This window comes from Bacillus sp. NMTD17 (assembly GCF_002998735.1).
GTDB lineage: Bacteria > Bacillota > Bacilli > Bacillales > Bacillaceae > Bacillus.
On record NZ_PVRH01000001.1, the window covers coordinates 867,077 to 889,255 of the forward strand.

The following is a 22,179-nucleotide window of genomic DNA, read 5'->3' on the forward strand; positions in this document are numbered from 1 at the left end:
CAGTTGCTGCTGTCCCATGAGGAGGTGGAGCGTTTGAGTCTTCTTTGGGTTTTTTATGAGGAGGATTATCAAACCGTCCGTTTAGACGAGCAGTTCAATCGAGAAGCTGTGATTGGACCTGAAATAGAGCATACGGTGACAATCCCTACACTTTCGTTTGATGAAGGGGTCATCCGTTTATCTCCCGATGAACCGAATGATGGCTTTTCCATTTATCAGGGTGAAGGGAAGAAAGGCACATTACTTCTACATGAACCATATAAACTTGGATCACTTACACTTATGTTAATGGAAGCACATCATGACCAACACATTTATTACCTAGGAAATAGAGTCGAGCTGTCTTTTTCACGTGAGGAAAAAGATGGTATTGATGTGTGGAAAGAACAAGCGCATTCCATGTTTCAAGATGCGAGCCAGTTTACTTTGGAGAAAATCGAAGGAACTTGGTATGTCATGCCTCAGGACGAGACGATTTATGTGAACGGGAAAAAAATCCATGGTCCAGAGAAGGTTTATACTGGAGATGAACTGTTCTGGAACTTTCTAACGGTGACATTGAAAGATGATGATTTATTGCAGGTGACTGCATATGAACCATTTCAAACACGTTTGGAAAAAACAAAAGCACCAAGCACAGAAACAAAACAAAAATATCCTTTATATAGACGAACACCTCGTTTAATTTATGACCTGCCAGATGACCGGGTATCCTTTAGCTTTCCTTCGCAGGAGAGTGAAAATAACAGCAGAGGGCTTTGGCTTGTTGTCCTTCCGCCGCTTGTGATGCTCCTTGTGATGGGAATTGTCGCTCTTGTCCAGCCGCGCGGGATCTTTATTGTCGTGTCGATGGCGATGTTTATCATGACCTTAATCACATCGTCCGTTCAATACTTTAAAGAGAAATCACAACGCAAAAGACGGGAAGAGAAACGGCAGCGAGTCTATTCTCTATACTTAGAAAATAAACGAAAAGAGCTGCAAGAGCTCTACGACCGCCAGCAATATATTTTGACGTATCATTATCCGTCATTTGAACAAATGAAGTACTTAACGTCAGAAATTAGCGGCCGGATTTGGGAAAAAACACTTGTGAGTGACGATTTCTTGCAGCTGCGTCTTGGGACGGGTGCAGTCCCATCAAGCTATGAATTATCGATGAGCGGTGGCGATATGGCCAATCGTGACATGGATGACTTAATGGAACAAACGCAGCACATGCAACAGGTCTATCGTGAAGTGAAGGATGTACCCATTACATTTGGTCTTGCAGATGGCCCAACAGGCTTGATTGGAAAGCCAGCCATTGTGAAAAAGGAGCTTCATCAACTTGTCGGACAGCTTGCTTTCTCGCACAGCTATCACGATTTGAGATTTGTCTTTATTTTTCATGAGCAGGAGTATGAGAATTGGGAATGGATGAAATGGCTTCCGCATTTCCAGCTGCCTCATACATACGGCAAAGGGTTTATTTACAACGAACAAACACGCGATCAGCTGTTGTCCTCGATTTATGAAATTTTACGTGAGCGTGATTTAGAAGAAGAAAAAGAGAAAAAAATCTTTACGCCTCACTTTGTGTTTATCGTGACAAATCACGAGCTTATTGCTGAACATGTGATTTTAGAATATTTAGAAGGCAGCCGGACTGACCTTGGCATCTCAATTATCTTTGCTGCTGAAACAAAGGAAAGCTTAGCTGAAAATATCTCGACGCTTGTCCGTTATATTAACGAAGAAGAAGGAGATATTCTCATTCAGCACAAGAAAGCCGTCCGAATTCCATTTCAGCTTGATACACATGAGCGCGGGGACAATGAGCTGTTTGCCAGAACACTGAGAACATTAGATCATCAAGTTGGAATGACCAACTCGATTCCTGAAACGGTCTCCTTCCTTGATCTTTTTCATGCCAAACAGGTAGACGACATTGGCATTCGTGAAAAATGGCTCACATCGGAAACGGCCAAATCACTATCTGTGCCAATCGGTTATAAAGGGAAAAATGACATTGTGGATCTGAATCTGCATGAAAAAGCACACGGTCCGCACGGCCTGTTGGCGGGAACAACAGGATCAGGGAAAAGTGAATTTTTACAGACGTACATTTTATCGCTCGCTGTACACTTTCATCCACATGAAGTCGCTTTCCTATTGATTGACTATAAAGGAGGCGGAATGGCGCAGCCGTTCCGAAATATTCCTCATTTACTTGGCACCATCACCAATATTGAAGGCAGCAAAAACTTTAGTGAAAGAGCGCTTGCCTCAATTAAAAGTGAATTGAAGAAAAGACAACGGTTGTTTGATCAATATCATGTGAATCACATCAATGATTATACGAAGCTCTATAAGGAGAAAAAGGCTGAACAGGCAATGCCTCATTTATTCTTAATCTCTGATGAGTTTGCTGAATTAAAAAGTGAAGAGCCGGACTTTATCAGGGAGCTTGTCAGTGCTGCACGTATCGGCCGAAGCCTCGGGGTCCATCTCATTTTGGCTACACAAAAGCCAGGCGGAGTCATCGATGATCAAATTTGGAGTAACTCCCGCTTTAAGGTGGCACTAAAAGTACAAGATGCGTCAGACAGTAAGGAAATTTTGAAAAATAGTGATGCGGCGTCCATTACCGTTACAGGCCGCGGCTACTTACAAGTGGGGAACAATGAAATTTATGAATTGTTCCAATCAGCTTGGAGCGGTGCGCCTTATATGGAAGATGGCTACGGATCAGAAGATGACATTGCCATTGTGACAGATACTGGACTCATTCCGTTATCAGGGGTAAGCACAGAGCCGGCAGTGAAGAAAGAGACAGTATCGGAGATTTCTGCTGTTGTGGATGAAATTGAACGTATGCAGCAGGAGCTTGGGATTGAGAAGCTCCCAAGTCCATGGCTTCCACCGCTTGAAGAACGGATTCCAAAATCACGTTATGCGTCGAGTGAAGAGCATGTCTTCCATTTTGCGCTTGTCGATGAGCCAGATCAGCAAAGCCAGCATCCACTTTCTTATCAAATGATGGAAGATGGGAACATTGGAATCTTCGGTTCCTCCGGCTACGGCAAATCACTTGCTGCGACAACACTGCTCATGAGTTTTGCGGAGAGATATTCACCTGAAGAATGGCATGCGTATATTTATGACTTCGGAAACGGGACATTGCTTCCGTTAGCCAAGCTGCCGCACACGGCGGATTATTTCTTAATGGATCAAATGAGAAAGATTCAAAAGTCGATGACGCGTCTGCGGGAAGAGGTTGAATACCGCAAACGGTTGTTCAGGCAGCAAGAAATGAGTCATATCAAAATGTACAACGCCTTAAATGAGAAAAAGCTCCCGTTCATTTTCATCGTGATCGACAACTTTGACATTGTCAAAGACGAAATGCATGAACTTGAATCTGAATTTATCCAGCTGAGCCGTGATGGACAATCATTAGGAATTTACTTCTTGATTACAGCGACTCGGGTAAACGCAGTCCGCCAATCTCTTATGAACAACTTGAAAACAAAGGTTGTCCATTATTTAATGGATCAAGGAGAGGCGTATTCGATTATTGGCAGACCGAAATTCAGCTTAGAACCGATTCCAGGACGAGTCATTATCAACAAAGAAGAGCTTTACTTTGCGCAAATGTTCCTGCCAGTTGAAGGAGAGAACGATCTCGAACTGTTTGAGCATTTGAAAGAAGAGATACAGTTTCTTCATGATCGCTTTGAAACAGCTGAAAAACCAAAGCCTGTGCCAATGCTTCCTGATAAACTGACCATTTGGGAGCTAGAGAGTCGTTTAGAAGAACAAAAACAGCCGTATGACATTCCAGTCGGACTAGATGAGGAATCTGTTGCACCTGTTTACTTTGACTTGAAAAAGAATAAACACTGCCTCATCATCGGTCAAACGCAGCGAGGGAAAACAAATGTGACAAAACTGATGCTTGATCAGCTTTTAGCAGCAAAACCTGAGAAACTGGCCGTGTTTGATTCGATTGATCGGGGTCTTTCCCATTATGCAAAGGAAGAGAATATCGATTACCTTGAAACAAAGGATGATATTACCGAATGGGCAGAGGAAATAGACCGTTTATTCAAGGTGCGGGAAGAGATGTACGTCGAAGCTGTACGCAGGGGAGAGACCGATCAGTTGTCGTTCCCTCAAATTGTGCTTGTGATTGATGGCATTACGCGTTTTCAGCAGACGATCGATCCGCGTCTTCAAGATCAATTGGCTGATTTCATGAAGTCATATGCACACCTAGGCTTTAGCCTGATCGCATCAGGGAATCATACCGAATTCAGTAAAGGCTATGATGCACTCACAAACGAAATCAAACAAGTTCGTCATGCCATGTTACTCATGAAAAAATCAGAGCAAAACATCATACCGCTTCCATATGCAAGACAAGAACCAGATATTCAGCCAGGGTTCGGGTATTTGGTTGAAAACGGGAAAGAGAAGAAAATCCAGGTTCCTTTATGTGCGGTAGAAAGGAAGAGTGTTCAATGACAGAGCAGCAAAAAAGCTCCATCAAAATCGTATCGACCATGATATTGATTCTTGTTCTGCCGATTTTATTTTTCCACCTCATTGGAGATGACCCGGCAAAACAGAAAAAGAATGCCACACGTAATATTGCTGTGGTCAATGAAGATATGGGAGCGAGCGAAAGTGAAAACACCGCTCGTTTCGGACAGGATGTCGTGGCAGCATTATCAGAGCGTCCAGATTATACATGGACCGTAGTGAATCGCAGTGCGGCGGAAAATGGACTGAAAAACAGAAAGTATGACGCTGTCCTCTATATTCCGTCTGATTTCTCTAAAAATGTGCTCAGCTATGATAAAGACCACCCTGAAAAGGCATCCATTCAATTTTCCATTCAAGATCAGCTCAATTCAGTCAATAAAGAGAAAGTGCAAAGAGAGCTGGAAAATGCGCAAAAGAAAATGAATGAACAGATGTCAACGTTATACTGGAGTTTTGTATCACAGGAAATCGGCAATGTTAGAGAAGAGTTTGAGCATATTGTCGGCAAAGAAGTCGAATTCCAAAACACGATGTATAACTTCTATAAGCCGAACTCAAACAAATTATCAGATGCCGTTCAGCAGCAGAAGAAACAAATAGAAGAATTAAAAAATGCGATGACCGATTCACAGAAACAGTATAAAGACGGTTTGAGTACAACAGAAGAAGCAAAGAACCAGTTAAAGGACTTTGTGAAAGCAGTCGATCAATACCAGCAGTATCAAGACAAACAAAAGGACCTCTTGATCAAAGCGCAATCGACAAGTCAAAAACAAATCCAGCAAGGGCTCAAACAGCTTGCTGATATTCAAAACCAAAATGCCCGCAGCTTTAGTGATCAAATGGGCGGACTAAAAACAGACATCAACGGGGTACAAAGTCAGCTGAACACAACTGACAGCGCCATTCAATCTGTTCAAAAGTCAAGAGAGGACGCCATTCCTAAGCAAGCAACGGGATTAACGGATCTTGTGATGGCGTCTCAAGAAGAACTGATTAAAAAGTATGAAGATCGTTACTTAAAAGACTATCGAAATAAGATATCAGCCTTGCAAACGAAGCTATTGGCTAAACGGCAAGAGTTGATGGATGAGCCTGAGCGTCCAGTTGACTCTGATGATGACGGGCCATCAGATCAAGATAATGAAAAACCAGAAGAGATTGGGATTAACCTAGATGAAGAAACAAATGAGCTCTCGCAAATTTCAACAGAAATGAACAACCTTGCAGATGAATTAGGAGAACAGGAGACGCCGCCTTCTACTGAAGATGGCAAAGAAGGTGAAGGCGATGAAAATCCTGCTCAGCCAGATACCGGCAGCACGAATTCATCTCAGGATGACCTTAAAGCACTCTCTACTCGTTTAGAAGAAGTGAAAAAGAAAATTCAAGAAAAAGCTACCGCTCATAATGACGAATTGAAAGATAAAGTGAGTCAAATGAGTAAAGAGCTTGAGAGCCTTACGAAAAAAGTAGAAAAGTTTGAAAAGATGTTCCTATGGTTACAAGATCGATATAATGTGATTCCAAATGAAATCAAAAATCAGGAATCCTCTATTTTAAGCAAAGTAAAAGAGCTGAAGCGCAGAAACTCACCGATTGGTGAAGCCTTTAATGATAACCTTTTTGAGAAAAAATTTGAAACAAATTCAACAAGAACTAAAAAATTAATGGACTATTCCAATCAACTCTCCCAGCTAGAGCTGATGATTGCAAATGTCTATCAACCATCTAATAACTCTTCTCTACTAGACACAAAAGAAGAGAAAATCCAGTCCATCCTCTCCATCAAAAAAGAGGAAACAGAAAACTGGGATACGCTCAAAAACCAGATGCTGACGTCAAACGATGATGTGTCTACTTTTATTGATGAGATGCAGAAGTTTTCAGATGGCTATGCAGAATACATTTCGACTCAGCAGGCAAGCATGGAACAGGAATTAAATACAATCTCTGAAAGTGCGGACAATGTTGCGGAGCAAATGGCTGATCAAGGAGATGCAGTGTATACGGCAGACCTTGCAGGCAGTTCAATTGTTGTCAGTGCACAGGATTCAATTGGTCAGGAAGTGCTTCGTCTTTCTGAAAATATGAGTTCGTTAACCGACCGCCAAAAAGGGGTGGCGGATTATACGAATAACATTGAAGAGAGTGTGACAACAGTTCAAGAAAAAGCGGATACGCTGAATGAAAACTGGAGCAAGAATGTCAACTCTACGAAGCTTGTTCAGCAAGATTTGAAAGGTATTTTAGGAAACACATTGAGTGATCAAGGCAACAGCAACTATGTGTATAACCACTTAGCCAATCCGCTGAAAATCAGCGGTGATGTGCCAGAAGAAAAAACGCAGACGGTACCGCCAGTGGTCATTTTGGTCATTGTGATGATCAGTAGTTTGTTAATTGGCTTTTTCAGCTCGTATTATGCGGCAGCTCCGATGCTGGTTAAAGGTGCACTGTTTGGCATCTTAAATCTATTAGTCGGACTCATGATCAGCTTGTTTGGACTGAACATTTACAAGCTTGCAGATGATCAAGCGATTCAGTGGTCCATTTTCACGATTTTACTATTAGTGGCTTGTTCCGCCTTTATTCGCACGGCGTTCCTTTTCGGCTCTATTGCCGGATGGATGGCAGCAACGGCGCTTATTTTCTTCTTTGTCGCACCATTAATTGATTTGGTGATGCCGAATTTCTATTTCACAAATCCAGTGACAGACGTGTACCTATCCATCCAATATGGAAATGGAGATCACTTTGGAATGGGTGTTATAGGATTAGTGATTTTAACTGTCCTCTTCATGGCCATCCCGCTTGTGACAAAGCTATGGAAAGATAAAACGGAGGAACGTGATGTGACTCATGAGGCTTAATCTGTTCGTGAAAGGGGTGGCACTTGGTGTCATGTCCCTTTTTCTCCTCATTCCTGCTGCTTTCGCTGCTGGTGAAGATACGGATACAAATGTCAAGCCGAATGAATATCAGGAAAAAGAACTCAATATTAACTCAAGTATATTGAGGGATCAAACGAAATACGAACAAAGCAAAAAGACATCAACAGTCAAAACAGACATTCATTTTGCTGAACCGCCTAAAACTCCGGGAGGGTCTCTTTCTCCGCAGCTTTTCAGTGATCTAAAAGAGAACCCGCCCAAAACATCAGCTCACATGATGGAAGAGATGAATATCTCTTTTCGTGATGCCGCTGTATCAGCACCTTCTGGCGATGATCACAAGAAGCAGACATCAGCACTGCTTCCCATCATCTTTGGTTTCTTAATCGTCTTTGGCATTGTCGTGATGTTCATTCTGATTCCTAAGGTGAATGTGAAGGCTGAAAAGAAATAGCCTGTCTCTTTGAAAAGAGGCAGGCTTTTCTTATGCAGATTGCTTGATGTCATACCGTTCCACTACGTAAAATAGTGTTATCAAGGGAGGAGATTGTCATTCGAATTTCAATCGTTACAGGCGGATCAAAAGGATTTGGTCTAGCACTTGTGAACCGGCTGCTTTCACGCGGGGACCATGTGTATACGGCAGCAAGAAGTGCATCGCCGATTTACCATCCGGAGCTCACACATACACAGGTCGACCTGACAGATGAGAAAGCAGCAGCCAAATGGCTTCAAGATAGTCTCACGCCGCAAACACTGGCAGCTGCTGATGACATCTTATTCGTCAATAATGCAGGCATGGTGACACCTATCAAACGTGTGGGGCAAGGCGGACAGGATACGCTTCATCAGCATTATACGTTGAATCTTGTCATCCCTGTTTTGCTGAGCCATGTTTTTACCAAGCAGACTCAATCATATAGCGGAAAGAAAACGATCGTTCACCTTTCTTCTGGAGCGGCGAAAAACCCTTATAAAGGCTGGAGTGCGTATTGCAGCTCAAAGGCAGGACTTGATATGTTTATGAGGACTTTGCATGAGGAACAGCAGGACGAGGCGTATCCAATCAACACGTTTTCATTTTCCCCCGGCACCATTGATACAGATATGCAGAGGGAGATTCGGAAGTCATCAAAACAGGACTTCGAACAAATTGACCGTTTTCAGCAATTATATGAAACAGGCACGCTGAAGAGTCCAGATGAAGTCGCAGATATTTTGCTCGATCTTTTAGCGGATGATCCAGCTGGCGGATGCGTATACGATGCACGTGAGTATGTGAAAAAGCAGTCATAACGACTGTAGCAGCGTGAAGACAAATCCTCGCATTCGGTGTCTGTCCTGCGTGCCGGTGCTCACGAATCTCAAATTCGCTCCGCGCCAGTACTCGGCCTTCCTAGACTTCAAGGGTTTTCATATCACGCTGTACAAGACGAAAAAAGCAGTCATAACGACTGCTTTTTTCGTCTTGTACAAGCAAAACCAGCTGATTTGACATAAGCTAATCTTGAGACTCATAGAAAATATAACAGAACATTTGAGTTTCTTTTCAGAATATGTTAGGATGCTAAAAATATAGATAAGGAGGGGTTTCCATGAGAAAGGTTACATTAATGGATGTTTACACCCATCCAGTTGCTCAAAAGTATTTAAATCGTTCAGGAAAAGCCCATGCGATTGCTTGTGCTTATCACGCATTCAAGCTGGCGATGCAGGCGGGAATTAACCCAGATCTGGCTGTGAAAGCAGCACTCTTGCATGATATCGGCCACTATGAATGGTATACAGCCGGCGGAGAATGGGATTACGAGACATATAGAAGAAATGACATTCATGCCATTAAAGGTGCAGAGCGGGCACACAAACTGCTCATACGGCTCGGGGAGGAACCAAAAGCAGCCAAAGATATTGCACTTGCGATTCTGCTTCATACGGATTCATATTTGCCAGAGGGCGACCTCCATAAGGACACACTCCAGCAAATTGTGAAGAAAGCAGATGAAATGGATGAAGAGCCTGGCGGACACCACCATTACAGACAAATAGACGAATCATTGGCAATGAAAAAGATTGCCGATTTGGATCAGAAAGTGCAGCAGGCACTCCAGCCCATGAAACGCTCTGTTTAGTATGGAATATCTCCATGAATCGTTCCGTGCTGATCGACATACAACGTGCGAATAACGGTACGGTTAAACGCAGATGTTCCTGACGTAGTGAGTCCGGTGTAATGCACCGTGACGGAATAAGCACCTTCTTTTTTCAATTGAATGGCTGATGAGGTACTTGTTTTCAGTGGATGATCCTTTTGTGCATCTTTAAAGTAATTGGTTTCCACTGATTTGCTTAACCGTTTAATCAGACCGCTTGAATGGGTCGATGCATCCCCTGACTTCGATGCAGCTGCTTTAATTTCTTCATTTAATGGTGAATCAAAGGATACAAGCAGCAGATAAGGAGCCTTTTTGCCTGAATTCGATCGAATCGTCCATTTTCCAGGAACGGGCTTATTGATTTGCACATGGTGTGAATATGCGCCTTCATATGGGAAAGATGCTTCCGATGTCTTAAGGTTTGTTAAGACGTCTCCATTTGGGGCGATGATTTCTGGCCGCGTCTCCTGCCTTTCATTTAACCACTGAATCGATAAGCCATTCGTTCCTTCCTCTACATAGAACGCTTCTGTTTTATCCTTTTCACTTTCTCCACCTTTCACATAAACATCTGTATTCAGCTCAGCAGAAACGGGCTCTTGTTCCTCTTTATTTTCATTTTCAGCGCTTGCGACATTTGCCAGAAGCTGATGCTGGAACACAGGAAACATACTTGTGCCGTTTTTGATTGAATGATGATCCCATTTTCCTGTTAAAATATTGTTTGCATACGATAGTCTTGTGCTGTTTACCGTGACGGCGCCATCATTTGCACCAAAGCTCTTTAAATACATGCCGCCTAAATACAGCACACCGCCAAATGTTCCCCATTCCGAGCCAGAGTAGGTGACATATTTATTGGGAAACGCCTCCAGCTGGTCGGTTTCACTTCGAAAAGCCGCCATCAGACCGGTTTGCAAAGAATAAAGCGCGTCGCTTTTTTGTCCAAGAATTTGCGCGAGCCAGCTTCCGCCCTTGCTATACGCTAGATCCGCAAGCGGTGTCCCGTTATGAGGAGAGCCGAGAGTAATGACCTTTTCCACATAGGGATGTGCTTTGAAATACACCAGTGCGGACTGTGTATCGACCCCGCCTTTACTATGACCAATCACAATGAGTTTTCTACCAAACGCATCATAGATTTCTTTGAGCTTTTCTGCTAATAGTTTGCCGTTCTTTTTCATGTCCTGATCTGGATGCAAATCTATGAATGCGCTTTCGTATCCGTTCAGAACAGCCTGCTTTGCCATATCGTTTCGATCGGACCAAGTGGAGGAGGAGCTGTTAATGCCATGAACAAAAACAAGTGGTGGTTTTGACTCGTCTTTTTGAACGGGCTCTTCTCCTTTAAACCACTTCCCCGGCGTCCCAGGTGGATCTCCAATTGTGCCTGCATACGCATAACTTGCAGAGGATAGAAAGAGCATGACAGCAACAATACAGATGAGTTTTTTCAAGACAATTCACCTCTTCGAATGATTTAAATTGTTGGCAGCACCAATCTATTATACTTCTTAAAAATGTAAAAACGTACTATTTGTAAAAATATGGTATTAATGTTGTGGGTTTGCCCTGAGTGACATTCACATGGGTTCATGCATACGCTGTGGGTAAATACACAAGTAAAGGGGCAGGTAGGATGGCACAACAAGGAAGTCCACAGCTTGTTTCATTAGTTGATCCATATGTTTATCAAACATTGCAGAAAGTGGTCGGTATGAGATTAATTGTGCAAACAGTGAAAGATACGGTGCGTGGGAAATTGAAGGAAGTTATGCCGGATCATATTGTGATTGAAGCGGGGGCGAAATCAGTTTTTTATGTGCGGATCCAGCAAATCGTGTCGGTGATGCCTGATCACAGTGAAAGAGTGTAACAAGCAGACGCATAGATGTCTGCTTTTTTTTCATGCTTATTGAATGTATATCTGGAAAAAGTGCATGATATACCAATTGTTCTTTTTTTTTCAAAAAATGAGGTTCTAAAACAAGAAGCAGTTGACAGAAGGTGGGTTGAATAGTAGTTTTTTAATAAGATCAATACGTAACAGGAGGAGCATCTTTGTTAAAATCTAAAGTTCATTTTTGGACATTCCAAATATTACTTGTTTTACTCATTGTCTATGTATCAACTAAGGTTTCGTTTTTATTTCAACCGATTATTTTATTTGCATCAACACTGTTTGTCCCCATCTTGCTGGCGGGTATTCTCTTTTTCATCTTTAATCCAATTGTTCGATTTTTGTCCAAGAAAATTCCTAGGACACTCGCTATCCTGATCATTTATCTCTTGTTCATTGGACTCATCACGTTCATCGTCAATGCTGCTGGACCGGTGATTGTCTCGCAGGTCGGTGGACTTGTCAAAAGCTTCCCTGGTTATGTGACGGACATGCAGAAGTTTATCAATGACTTTTCGCATTCTAAAACATTTACTTGGATGATGAACCAAGATTATGTGTCTGTCTCAAAATTTGAACAGACGATCGTTTCGACATTAAAAGATTTGCCGGAAAATATCGCTTCAAGTATGTCTGCTGTGTTTGGCGTGATTGCCAATATCGCCTTAGCCGTTATCACAGTTCCGTTCATTTTGTTTTATATGCTGAAAGACGGGCATAAGTTTCCGGACAAGCTCGTTCAATTTTTGCCAATGCCTTACCGTAAGGAAGGGTTGAAAATTTTTAAAGAATTAAACGACACACTTGCGGCTTACATACAGGGGCAGATTGTTGTCTGTTTATTTGTTGGAGTGGCTTGTTTTATCGGATACTTATTAATTGGTGTGAAATATGCGCTTATTCTCGGTATTATCATTGCGGTCACAAATGTGATCCCGTACCTTGGACCATATCTTGGCGCGGCACCAGCTGTGCTGATTGCCTTTCTTGATTCGCCTGGAAAAGCAGTGGTGACAGTGATTGTGATTCTTGTCGTTCAGCAAATTGACGGAAATGTCATTTCTCCATTGATCATTGGGAAACGCCTTAACACACACCCTTTGACCATTATCCTGCTGTTAATTGGTGCAGGAAGCTTTGGGGGAATCCTTGGCATGATCTTTGCAGTCCCTGTCTATGCACTGCTCAAAGCGATCACCTTGAATATTGTCAGATTGGTTCAGCTGCGTCAGCGGTCTCGTAAAGAACAGCATTTAAACGTATAGGGCAGATGCACAACTTTTCCCTTTTTGCATAAGATGATTGACATAAGCAGATAGGGGGAGATTCTGATGCCTGCAATCGTTGGACCTATTCATATCGAGTCATTAGGAGGAAACGGTGCAGCTACTTTCGGTGATGTACTGGCCATTGCCCCTTTGGCTGTAAACCACTCCACTGGCGGGGCGGGAGCCTTTAATTCAGGTGATTATATGTCTCTTACAAGTGATCCTAATGCGACGATGCTTTGGGACTTCACATTGTTTGACCAGCCTCAATCATTTAATGCATAGAAAGACAGCTGGTGATCAAATATCAGCTGTCTTTTTTTATTTGTGATACACGTATTGTTGAGCTGGGCAAATGATGTGGATAGAAAAGGTGGTAGCGCAATGCTAGCGATTGTTGAACCTATTCATATAGATCGTGTGTACGGAAATGGGGCGGCACATTTCGGCGGTGTTTTTCCCATTTCGCCAAAAAGTGTTGATTACTCCGCCGGTGGTTCAGGTACCTATAATGCAGGGGACCTCGTCCAATTTTTTAACAGTCCAAACGTCACATTTGTTTGGGATTTAAATCTTATTAGTCAGCAAAAGAGCTTCAATGCGTAGCCAGCTTTGAAAGGGATTTCCTTTTCAGAAGCTGTCTTTTTTTATGGTACAATGGATATGGATGTAAGAAGAAAAAAGAGGTGTGAACAGAGTCAAATGAAAATTAGAAAAGCACACATCACAAGCCGGCAACCAAAGACCTACAATGTATATTTACATGAAAATAAAAAAGAATATAAAACGCTTGTTGCCGTACCTGACATTGAATGGAGTATATCCATTGCGTACCAGGACGAAAAAGAGCAGCTGGTCCATACGCTCGAGCAATCCTTAATGGAAAGAGCAGAAACAGACGAAGTCCGTGAGCTTGCACTAAAGATTGTGCACTGGGTCACAGAAATGTAAATTTTAAAACCAGGAGTGAAAACAGCGATGAAAGAAGAATCCGTAGACTTTTATTTGCAGCAAGGAATATTTGGACATGCTGAAACAAAGCCCGATGAACGAAGAATGTTTCTCGGTTCATTAAGGGAACGAGCACTTCTCGCCCTGACAAAGGGACAGGTATTACGAAATAAACCGTATCAAGAGGTCGAACAAGTATTAAAGTCCAACCGTCAGGCCACTGTTCTTTTAAATGGTGAGTTGTCCTATGCTTCATATTCTCAATATGTGAAAATGGCTAATGCCGCTGGTTGTTCCTTTAAAGTGGTGAATCATTATGAGGCGCATTCTCCTTTTGGTCTTGTGATAGAGCTGCCGAATGCGGTTAATCAAGAGCACATCTATATAGAAGATGAGCTGCTTCAAAAGGCTTTTTCTCACGAATCTGTTGAATAGGTTTCCCTAGTGAAATGAATAGGCTATAATGAGTCAAAAGAGCATATGGGAGAGATGCGGATGGGCAAAGCATTGATTTGTATTGATTATACCGTTGATTTTGTTGCAGACGATGGAAAATTGACATGCGGAAAGCCTGGACAGGCGATTGAGCCTAAGATCACAGAGATCACTTCTTCGTTTATTGATGAAGGACACTTTGTCGTCTTTGCAGTCGATCATCATGAAGAGCAAGACCCTTTTCATCCAGAGACAAAGTTATTTCCGCCCCATAATATTCGCGGGACAAAGGGAATTGAACTTTATGGCAAACTAAGTTCACTATTTCACACGTCAAAACATTTAAAGCATGTCTACTATATGGAAAAAACAAGATACTCTGCTTTTGCAGGCACTCAATTAGAAATGAAACTGCGCGAACGCGGCATCACTGAACTTCATTTAGCCGGCGTATGTACCGATATTTGTGTACTTCATACAGCTGTTGATGCGTACAATAAAGGCTTCGAACTTGTGATTCACCAGAATGCTGTAGCGAGTTTTAATGAAGCGGGGCACGAGTGGGCACTTTCTCACTTTGAGCAGTCGCTTGGTGCGAAAGTGGTTAAGTAAGGGAAGGAGAATGGAAGTTGGAGCATCGGTTTATTGACGACAGTTTATCACTACATACAGATCTTTATCAAATTAACATGGCAGAAACGTATTGGAGAGACGGCATTCATGAGAAGAAGGCAGTTTTTGAACTCTTCTTCAGAAAGCTTCCATTTGACAATGGCTTCGCTGTATTTGCTGGTTTAGAGAAAGCGATTGAATATTTATCGGACTTCTCCTTCACCGAAAGTGATCTAGCGTATTTAAAAGATGAACTCGGTTATAAAAGCGATTTCATTGATTATTTAAGCGGGTTGTCCTTTACAGGAACACTTCATTCAATGCGTGAAGGCGAAATTGTCTTTGCAAATGAACCGATCATGCGCATCGAGGCAACGCTTGTAGAAGCGCAGCTAATCGAAACAGCCTTGCTGAATATCGTGAATTTCCAAACACTGATCGCAACAAAGGCGGCTCGGATTAAAGGAATCATTGAAGATGAGACAGCACTAGAATTCGGAACAAGACGTGCGCATGAAATGGATGCAGCGATGTGGGGAGCAAGAGCGGCACTCATCGGCGGCTTCCAGGCGACAAGTAATGTTCGTGCTGGGAAGCGCTTCAACATTCCAGTGTCAGGAACTCATGCCCATGCGCTTGTACAAGCATACCGCGATGAATATACGGCATTTAAAAAATACGCTGAAACCCATACAGACTGTGTCTTTTTAGTCGATACGTATGATACCGTGAGATCCGGTATTCCGAATGCCATTAAGGTAGCGAAAGAATTCGGAGACAAAATCAACTTTATTGGTGTCAGACTTGATAGCGGTGACCTTGCATACTTGTCTAAAAAAGCTAGAACGATGCTGGATGATGCAGGATTCCATGATGCAAAAGTCATTGCATCGAGCGATCTTGATGAACATACCATCATGAATTTAAAAGCACAGGGTGCCAAAATTGATGTGTGGGGTGTTGGGACAAAGCTGATCACAGCATTTGATCAGCCAGCCCTCGGTGCAGTGTATAAGCTTGTGTCCATTGAAGAAAACGGCAAAATGAATGATACCATCAAAATTTCATCCAACCCAGAAAAAGTGACAACACCAGGACGTAAACGTGTGTACCGCATCATCAATCAATTGAATCATCATTCTGAGGGTGACTACATTGCCCTTGAAGAGGAAGATGTTCATAGTGAGGATAAACTGAAAATGTTCCACCCTGTGCATACATTTATCAGCAAATTTGTCACAAACTTTGTGGCTAAGGATCTTCATGTCCCTATTTTCGAACAAGGAAAACTTGTATATGACAATCCGGATATTCAAACGATTCAAGCCTATGTGCAGGATAGCCTCGGACTTTTCTGGGAGGAATATAAACGAATCAGCAAACCAGAAGAATACCCAGTCGATTTGAGTCAAAAATGCTGGGATAACAAGATGCAGTTTATCCATGACGTGAAAAATAAAATTAAAAAAGAGCTTTATGAAAGCTAATTGGAAGAAAAGGAGATCATCAAGCCGGGTGATCTCTTTTTTTATTTTTTGACCGATTCAAAGTGAACCATAAGCACAATCATTTGGTATACTGAAAGCACATCTTGTTTGTCATTGCATAAAGGAGGATTGGAGCAGTTGAGGGTGTTTGTTGCGAGACAGCCTATTTTTAACAGAAAAGAACAAGTCGTATCATATGAGCTGCTTTATAGAGATAGTGAAACCAATACATATAGCGCTGAAGACGGTGACCAAGCGACAACGGACCTCATTATAAATAGCTTTTTAAATATAGGTATCGAAACATTGACAGAAGGCAAACGATGCTACATTAATTTCACCGAAAGCTTACTTTCGTCTGATCTGCTCACCTATTTTGATCCGCATCAGCTTGTGATCGAGATATTAGAAAATGTACCGATTACCCCGGCACTTATTATGAGATGTAAGCAGTTAAAAAAATGGGGATATACGATTGCACTTGATGATTTTTTTCTAAACGGAACACATTTTAGTGACAAGTTGCTTGACGAACTCCTCTATTGCATTGATATTTTAAAAATTGACTTTCTGAAGACCAATTCGGAAGAACGAAGAAATATTCTACATACGTATAAAAAATATCGACTTCGCTTCCTTGCAGAAAAGGTGGAAACGCGAAGAGAGTATGAAGAAGCGCTAGAAGCCGGCTTCCATTTGTTTCAAGGGTATTTCTTTAGCGAGCCTCGTGTCATATCAGGACGAGCATTATCGACCAGCTTCCATGCGTACCACCAGCTCTTAAATGAGCTGAGCAAGGAACAGCCGAATATCCAGGTCGTGACCCATTTTATTGAAAGTGACCTTTCGCTGTCATATCAATTATTAAAAATGCTGAATTCAGGCGGCATGAGACGTCTTTATCAAATCAAAAGTATCCGGCAGGCGATTATCCTGCTTGGGTTTAATGAAATTCGGCGCTGGATCTTTATTCTTTCATTTAAAGAACTGAATGTCCAAGCCAACTCAAGCCAAAAAGAAATTATCAAAATGTCATTCATTCGGGCGAAAACGTGTGAACTGATTGCGAGTCGTACTGAACGAGAGCACCCAGCCTCTTATATGCTGACAGGTATGTTTTCTCTCATTGATACGCTTGTCAGGGCAGATATTACAGAACTTGTGAAAGAGCTGCCGCTTTCTGATGAAGTTGGTGAGGCATTGCTTGGCTATGAAAATGATTATTCATTTGTGCTAGATGTAGCCAAACGGATTGAACGAAATGAATGGGATGATGAGATGTTAAATGGGGAACTCCCGAAGCAAGAAGCCTACGGCTGTTATATAGAAGCCATTGAATGGTGTCATAAAATGTTTGAATCTTAAGAAAAGCCGCTCACGTCAGAGCGGCTTTTTTTGTTATGCCCACTGTAAAAGAAGAAAAAGTCTGCTAGAGGCGAGAGACAAGTAGATACGAATGCCTTCTGGACTAAAGCGGATGTCAATGCCACTTTTCACACCGATTTGCTTCAGCATCCGGATGACACTTGTCGAATCAGAGCGCTCAGCAGCCTCCATGATGCGCTGTGCAAATGAAAGCGAGCTGGAAATCTGTTGTGTAATGAGTGAAGCATCAGCAACAAGTCGGGCTGATTCTTTTGCGGCTCGTTGAAACGAGTGGGCATCTACTGGAGGAAAAGTCATAGGTGTGCGCGGGTATGCATGGCTCATTGCGGGGACCTGCAAAGCAGGATAAGGAACATAGTAAAACATATGGTCACCTCTTCTCTCATTGACGTGAAATTGGACGGATATCTGTTCTAAATGTATGTAGAAAATCAGAATAAAGAATCAAAATGATCTTTCTATCTTTATAAATCCAACATAAAAATAGGTACTTTTGCGGTCAATTTCGGTGAATGTCGCCAAAAAATTGCGGTGTCCACAATAGGGTCTGTCGTCTGACCTATAACACGCAAAACCGAGGATATGGAAGGGATCATACGTTCTTATGTGAGAAAAGTGTGACGAATGATGCCTATTCTTGTCGCAAAAATGACGCAGTTCCTTTGAAATTGAGATAAAAGTATGATTTGAAAAGTCAGAAAATGATGAAAAAAGACCTATTGAATTTTGCGGTATCACGCACACATTTTGTGCATACTTTTCGGTGAAAAAATACTCAATTACATTTACACTGTTAGTAACAGATCAAATACTTATGACCCAATCACCATACACAAATACATTGATCTTCCAAAAAAGGAGAGTGGAATCGATGGAAAAGTATGAAATCGAAGAACTTAAACAATTATTATGGAAACTTGAAAACGAAATTAGAGAAACAACGGCTTCTCTTCATAACATTAACAAAAGCATTGATCAATACGACAAATATGAATATGTGAAAATTTCTTAAAGACTTGATAATCATCAAGTCTTTTTTTTATCCAAATACATACAAAAAAAGGATATATTATTATATAATTGTTAAATAGTGATGTCAGTGGACATTTGCTCATGTCTTTTTAGTAAAATAAAAGGCGGAAGGGTGAGGTACAAGACCGAGTATGCTAAACTATCTAGAGAATACAAAAATCAAGCAGAATATGTCTGATTTTATTCAACATGCAGTCAGGCAGAAGGATTTACAACAACTGCTTCTAGAATTTACGGATATAAAGAATGAATTTCCCTTTGGGCAATTGGCTTACAAGCATTATGAGGCATTTGGCGGACAAGACAAGCAAGCGATTACACAATTGGCAGCAGGGATTGAACTTCTCACTTTATCAGCCGATATATTAGATGATATTGAAGATCAGGATAAAGATTCGTATCCTTGGATGAAGTGTCAGAGCGGAATTGCAATTAATGCGGCAAATGTTCTTTTTACATTGAGTTTTGAAGCCTTTTCAAAACTTGAGCATGCAACGGAACTTTTACACAGTGTATATTCTTATGCCATTCAATCAATGCAAGGACAACATGTTGATATGACACTGGAGCCGGAGAATGAGCAGGATTGTTTAAATATCATGAAGTCAAAAGCAGGATCACTATTTGTGTTACCCTGTGTGTTAGGGGTTATTTTGGCAACAGGTTCTTTTGAAAAGAATGTAGAAGAATATGCGTATTATCTTGGAATGGCGGAACAGCTTGAAAATGACTATTTAGGTCTTTTTAATAAAGAGAATATTGATTTTAAAAGAATGCAAACATTACCGCTTGTCTATTTAAAAAATGAATTTAACCCATCCAGTTCAGGCTTGCTCAGTTATTATCAATCAGAGAATAAGAGCATCGGTTCTGAAGAATTCAAGGATAAATTAAAAGAATCTGGTGTTCAACAATATGTATTTATTATGAGAAACCTCCTCAGAAATAAGTTTAAAGAATCATTCAAGAAGCTACATTTAGAGGCTTCTAAAAAGGAAAAGCTGTTACTATTTTTAATTGGAGATGGAGAAGATGAACATTCAGAAACTGGTTAGTTATCTAGTGGGAAACCCCTCGGCGTTAAAGCAAGTTACTAATGGAAATGCATCGTTACTTCACGTTGATCAAGTGACTGCGAGTATTATTGTTGAGGGATTCCAAAAAGAAGACGCCATTAGATCAATCATATGGAAAACTGCTGGATGAGTAGATAAATATTATGAGAAAGTTTTACTCTAAGTTAACAGTTATATTAGTTATTCTTAGCTTCATCTATGTGATTTACATCTCTTATATCAACGTGTTTAATATTTTTGTGGGAGCAGCTGTTAAAGTAAATAGTCACGGTCAACTTGAAGTAGTGGATGTCGATAATTTTACAGACAGCTATCTTGCTGGTGTTAGAAAAGGCGATATCATACTTGAAGTGAACGGTAATGAAAAACCAGTTGAAGAAGTTAGAAGAGGTTTTTTAGCTAATGTTAAAAGTTTAGTCGTTGATAGACACGGTGATAAAATTTCTTTAGAAAATGTAAGGTTATTAAGTCAAGAGAATCTTTTTATTTATCTAATCCCAGTCATTCTTTACTCAATCAGTCTATTTTGTATATTTATGATTTTAAAATTTAATAAAGCTAACAAAAAAACGTCCGCATATATTTTAGCTTTATTTCTTTTGGCAGTTTCTATAGGCTATGTAAGCTCTGGTGGTTCTGGAAAAGGAGAGGCTATTAGTCGCGTTCTCGTAATCGCTACAATGAATAGTGTACCTCCACTATATATGCACTTTATGTATCAATATTTAAAAGAATTAGGAACAAAGATTATTCGTCGGCGAGTTCTTTTTAGTTTGTATCTAGTTCCAGTTACTAACATCTTATTAGATTTATTCTATAAAAATAAAGAAGAGCCAATTAATCTATTAGCATATGTCAATTTACTTTCATTTTTTATTCTGTGTTTCATTTCAATTATTATCACTATAATAGCGGCTAAGAAATTAAAAGACAATGCAGTCAGCAATGTTCTTCGAGCATTTGCACTCATTTTAATCTCATCGTTCAGTCCATTTATGCTGTTTTTTATCATTCCTTATTTTTTTGGTATATATTTTATTTCACCCTATGTTGTTGCATCATTCGTTCTATTAATTCCTTTTTTCTTAGTCTATCAATTTATGTCAAATAAGTTGTATAATGTTGATTTTTTCATGGGAAGGATTAAATACTATGGTCTTTTAGCGATAACACCAACGATACTAGTCGTTATTATTTTTGATTTTATACAAAAGCCAACTGCAAATTTTTATACAGTGAAATTTACGATTATCACGTATATTCTTATGCTAACTGTCTTCTATTTCAAAGAAATCATTGATTTCCGCTTCCGGTTGAAGCGTTTTTCAGAGAAGCATAATTACCAGGACAGCGTGTTTAAATTTACGCAGCTTATTCGTGAGGCGTCATCACTTCATCAAGTGCTGTATCATTTGAAATACACCATTTTAGAAGTGCTTGTTGTTAATAAAGCCTTTGTGCTTGAAGTGAAGCCAGATGGGCAGATTGAAGAGATTGATGAATCTTCAGGTGATAGCAATCTATGGAAAGAGTATGTGGATCAATTTCAGGATATTTTAGGGGAAGTCGGGAAAATCATTGAGCTTGATAAAGGGTTTATGATGAAAATTGGCGAGCGGGGCGGTCACTCGTTTATGATTTGCTGTTTATCCAATTTACAGACACCGAAATTGACGCGTGATGAGATTTCTTGGCTGAAAACATTGGCTTTTTACACAAGTGTCAGTTTAGAAAATGTCGTCAAGATCGAAGAATTGATGGAGCATCTTGAAGATTTGAAGCAGCGTGAAGCGAACCCTGCTTGGCTGAAAAAAGTCATGTTTGCGATGGAAGAAAAGCAGCGCTCCGATTTAGCGAGGGATCTTCATGATTCCGTGCTGCAGGATTTGATATCGCTGAAAAGACAGTCAGAGATGTTTTTAACGAATTTCCAAAACGATCAATGCCCAACGTCTATTGAACAATCGCTTATCTCATGGAATGAACAAATGTCTAAGGTGATTCAAACCACGAGAGAAACATGTCATGAACTTCGGCCGCAGCTGCTGTACGATTTAGGTTTAGTCAAGGCGATGTCGAAGCTGACTTCTCAAATCCAGGAGGAAGCACCGTTTCATATCCGGCTGAATACGACTCGCTTTGATAAGGAGCTGGACATTGATATTGACTCCCAGCTCAATATTTACCGGATTGTTCAGGAGCTGTTATCCAATGCCTTGAAACATTCTCAAGCCAGCCAAGTGCTTGTGATGCTGATTTGTATTAAAGATCAGGTTGTTCTTCACTACGAGGATGATGGAGTCGGTTTTGATGCAAGCCATCTTGATCAGCACACCATGAGCATGGGCCTCTCGGGAATCAGAGAACGAGTCAAGGCGTTAAATGGGAAGTTTCACATTCACACAGCCCCAGAAAAAGGGCTGAAGGTGAAAATTGAAATGGAATTGTAACGATT

20 protein-coding genes are annotated in these 22,179 nt (G+C 41.0%); 18 read left to right on the forward strand and 2 right to left on the reverse strand.

Features of this window, described 5'->3' with window-relative positions; translation table 11 throughout:
• Positions 1–33: 33 nt before the first annotated feature.
• From essC to C6347_RS04445, 5 genes are all read left to right on the forward strand, one after another.
• Positions 34–4,509 (forward strand): type VII secretion protein EssC, encoded by a 4,476-nt coding sequence (gene essC / locus C6347_RS04425; protein WP_066030461.1) that lies wholly within the window; start codon positions 34–36, stop codon positions 4,507–4,509.
• Positions 4,506–7,403, forward strand: a complete 2,898-nt coding sequence (esaA, locus tag C6347_RS04430) for a type VII secretion protein EsaA (protein ID WP_066030462.1) — start codon at positions 4,506–4,508, stop codon at positions 7,401–7,403. Before essC ends, esaA begins: the two co-directional genes overlap by 4 nt.
• Entirely contained in the window at positions 7,393–7,878 is a 486-nt protein-coding gene (gene essA, locus C6347_RS04435) for a type VII secretion protein EssA (protein ID WP_034659843.1), read from the forward strand. The genes esaA and essA overlap by 11 nt, the downstream gene beginning before the upstream one ends.
• A gap of 98 nt (positions 7,879–7,976) precedes the next feature.
• A complete protein-coding gene (locus tag C6347_RS04440) occupies positions 7,977–8,720 on the forward strand; it encodes a (S)-benzoin forming benzil reductase (RefSeq protein ID WP_258182054.1) in 744 nt (247 codons plus the stop codon).
• A 299-nt stretch (positions 8,721–9,019) separates the two neighbouring features.
• Positions 9,020–9,553 (forward strand): HD domain-containing protein, encoded by a 534-nt coding sequence (locus C6347_RS04445; RefSeq protein ID WP_060597222.1) that lies wholly within the window; start codon positions 9,020–9,022, stop codon positions 9,551–9,553.
• Here C6347_RS04445 and C6347_RS04450 read toward each other — a convergent pair.
• Entirely contained in the window at positions 9,550–11,034 is a 1,485-nt protein-coding gene (locus tag C6347_RS04450) for an esterase/lipase family protein (protein ID WP_066030464.1), read from the reverse strand. The genes C6347_RS04445 and C6347_RS04450 overlap by 4 nt on opposite strands.
• A gap of 182 nt (positions 11,035–11,216) precedes the next feature.
• On the opposite strand from C6347_RS04450, the gene C6347_RS04455 reads away from it, so the two are divergent.
• The 9 genes from C6347_RS04455 to C6347_RS04495 all read left to right on the forward strand — a co-directional run bounded on the left by C6347_RS04455 (position 11,217) and on the right by C6347_RS04495 (position 17,595).
• The gene (locus C6347_RS04455; protein WP_003213721.1) at positions 11,217–11,453 is read left to right on the forward strand and encodes a YuzF family protein; all 237 of its coding nucleotides are present in this window, start codon (positions 11,217–11,219) and stop codon (positions 11,451–11,453) included.
• A 185-nt stretch (positions 11,454–11,638) separates the two neighbouring features.
• Positions 11,639–12,742 (forward strand): AI-2E family transporter, encoded by a 1,104-nt coding sequence (locus tag C6347_RS04460; protein WP_034659839.1) that lies wholly within the window; start codon positions 11,639–11,641, stop codon positions 12,740–12,742.
• Between the two features lie 66 nt (positions 12,743–12,808).
• Entirely contained in the window at positions 12,809–13,030 is a 222-nt protein-coding gene (locus C6347_RS04465; protein WP_034659837.1) for a spore germination protein, read from the forward strand.
• A gap of 99 nt (positions 13,031–13,129) precedes the next feature.
• Positions 13,130–13,351 (forward strand): spore germination protein, encoded by a 222-nt coding sequence (locus C6347_RS04470; RefSeq protein WP_066030465.1) that lies wholly within the window; start codon positions 13,130–13,132, stop codon positions 13,349–13,351.
• Positions 13,352–13,447: 96 nt separating this feature from the next.
• On the forward strand, positions 13,448–13,696 hold the full coding sequence (locus C6347_RS04475; protein WP_106071482.1) for a YueH family protein: 249 nt from the start codon (positions 13,448–13,450) through the stop codon (positions 13,694–13,696).
• 27 nt (positions 13,697–13,723) lie between these two features.
• Positions 13,724–14,131, forward strand: coding sequence for a YueI family protein (locus C6347_RS04480; protein ID WP_060597219.1), 408 nt, complete (start codon positions 13,724–13,726; stop codon positions 14,129–14,131).
• Positions 14,132–14,191: 60 nt separating this feature from the next.
• A complete protein-coding gene (locus C6347_RS04485; protein ID WP_060597218.1) occupies positions 14,192–14,743 on the forward strand; it encodes a cysteine hydrolase family protein in 552 nt (183 codons plus the stop codon).
• A 17-nt stretch (positions 14,744–14,760) separates the two neighbouring features.
• Complete coding sequence (locus tag C6347_RS04490) at positions 14,761–16,230, forward strand: nicotinate phosphoribosyltransferase (protein ID WP_034659831.1); 1,470 nt, start codon at positions 14,761–14,763, stop codon at positions 16,228–16,230.
• Between the two features lie 138 nt (positions 16,231–16,368).
• Positions 16,369–17,595 (forward strand): EAL and HDOD domain-containing protein, encoded by a 1,227-nt coding sequence (locus C6347_RS04495; RefSeq protein ID WP_060597217.1) that lies wholly within the window; start codon positions 16,369–16,371, stop codon positions 17,593–17,595.
• A 33-nt stretch (positions 17,596–17,628) separates the two neighbouring features.
• Here C6347_RS04495 and C6347_RS04500 read toward each other — a convergent pair whose 3' ends face one another.
• Complete coding sequence (locus C6347_RS04500) at positions 17,629–17,982, reverse strand: YuzC family spore coat inner layer protein (RefSeq protein WP_060597216.1); 354 nt, start codon at positions 17,980–17,982, stop codon at positions 17,629–17,631.
• A gap of 505 nt (positions 17,983–18,487) precedes the next feature.
• Between C6347_RS04500 and degQ the strand changes: the two genes are divergently transcribed.
• From degQ to C6347_RS04520, 4 genes are all read left to right on the forward strand, one after another.
• Positions 18,488–18,628, forward strand: a complete 141-nt coding sequence (gene degQ / locus C6347_RS04505) for a degradation enzyme regulation protein DegQ (protein WP_003213123.1) — start codon at positions 18,488–18,490, stop codon at positions 18,626–18,628.
• A 151-nt stretch (positions 18,629–18,779) separates the two neighbouring features.
• Complete coding sequence (locus C6347_RS04510) at positions 18,780–19,703, forward strand: polyprenyl synthetase family protein (RefSeq protein ID WP_106071456.1); 924 nt, start codon at positions 18,780–18,782, stop codon at positions 19,701–19,703.
• The gene (gene comX, locus C6347_RS04515) at positions 19,681–19,854 is read left to right on the forward strand and encodes a competence pheromone ComX (protein WP_106071457.1); all 174 of its coding nucleotides are present in this window, start codon (positions 19,681–19,683) and stop codon (positions 19,852–19,854) included. The genes C6347_RS04510 and comX overlap by 23 nt, the downstream gene beginning before the upstream one ends.
• A 13-nt stretch (positions 19,855–19,867) precedes the next feature.
• Positions 19,868–22,174, forward strand: coding sequence for an ATP-binding protein (locus C6347_RS04520; RefSeq protein ID WP_106071458.1), 2,307 nt, complete (start codon positions 19,868–19,870; stop codon positions 22,172–22,174).
• Positions 22,175–22,179: the final 5 nt, after the last annotated feature.

Excerpts from the sequence above, each read along its gene's own strand:
- esaA (WP_066030462.1), top strand. The coding sequence starts at position 4,506 with ATGACAGAGCAGCAAAAAAGCTCCATCAAAATCGTATCGACCATGATA.
- essA (WP_034659843.1), top strand. The coding sequence starts at position 7,393 with ATGAGGCTTAATCTGTTCGTGAAAGGGGTGGCACTTGGTGTCATGTCC.
- C6347_RS04445 (WP_060597222.1), top strand. The coding sequence starts at position 9,020 with ATGAGAAAGGTTACATTAATGGATGTTTACACCCATCCAGTTGCTCAA.
- C6347_RS04455 (WP_003213721.1), top strand. The coding sequence starts at position 11,217 with ATGGCACAACAAGGAAGTCCACAGCTTGTTTCATTAGTTGATCCATAT.
- C6347_RS04465 (WP_034659837.1), top strand. The coding sequence starts at position 12,809 with ATGCCTGCAATCGTTGGACCTATTCATATCGAGTCATTAGGAGGAAAC.
- C6347_RS04470 (WP_066030465.1), top strand. The coding sequence starts at position 13,130 with ATGCTAGCGATTGTTGAACCTATTCATATAGATCGTGTGTACGGAAAT.
- C6347_RS04475 (WP_106071482.1), top strand. The coding sequence starts at position 13,448 with ATGAAAATTAGAAAAGCACACATCACAAGCCGGCAACCAAAGACCTAC.
- C6347_RS04480 (WP_060597219.1), top strand. The coding sequence starts at position 13,724 with ATGAAAGAAGAATCCGTAGACTTTTATTTGCAGCAAGGAATATTTGGA.
- C6347_RS04485 (WP_060597218.1), top strand. The coding sequence starts at position 14,192 with ATGGGCAAAGCATTGATTTGTATTGATTATACCGTTGATTTTGTTGCA.
- C6347_RS04500 (WP_060597216.1), bottom strand. The coding sequence starts at position 17,982 with ATGTTTTACTATGTTCCTTATCCTGCTTTGCAGGTCCCCGCAATGAGC.
- degQ (WP_003213123.1), top strand. The coding sequence starts at position 18,488 with ATGGAAAAGTATGAAATCGAAGAACTTAAACAATTATTATGGAAACTT.
- C6347_RS04510 (WP_106071456.1), top strand. The coding sequence starts at position 18,780 with ATGCTAAACTATCTAGAGAATACAAAAATCAAGCAGAATATGTCTGAT.
- comX (WP_106071457.1), top strand. The coding sequence starts at position 19,681 with ATGAACATTCAGAAACTGGTTAGTTATCTAGTGGGAAACCCCTCGGCG.
- C6347_RS04520 (WP_106071458.1), top strand. The coding sequence starts at position 19,868 with ATGAGAAAGTTTTACTCTAAGTTAACAGTTATATTAGTTATTCTTAGC.